Here is a 253-nt window from a genome sequence, read left to right as displayed (position 1 = left end):
GTTCTCCCGTTTAATAATGCAATAATGGAATAGATCATCAGCTGTTTTTTGTGATATAACCCAATCTTTATGAGCTATTTGTCCAAATTCCTTTAGTATGTCGTTTCTCTCTATACATTCAACCGATAGTCTTTCTTTTACTGTCCTGTTCCAAGTACCATCTTGTTTCCCGTTATGAAGGATATTGCCGCCGTTACTTGTAATGGCGTATTCGGGAATGATTTCGTTTTGGAATAAAGCAATACGCTGAAAC

Annotated in this window: 1 pseudogene; it reads right to left on the bottom strand. The window is 36.8% G+C overall.

What is annotated here, in order from left to right:
* Positions 1 to 253: pseudogene (locus SB717_RS37925) on the bottom strand (HAD family hydrolase); the annotation flags it as partial.

Source organism: Priestia sp. SIMBA_032 (assembly GCF_046535215.1).
GTDB lineage: Bacteria > Bacillota > Bacilli > Bacillales > Bacillaceae_H > Priestia > Priestia aryabhattai.
Note: the sequence above shows the minus strand (reverse complement) of the source record. Positions and strands in the feature narration are given on the sequence as shown.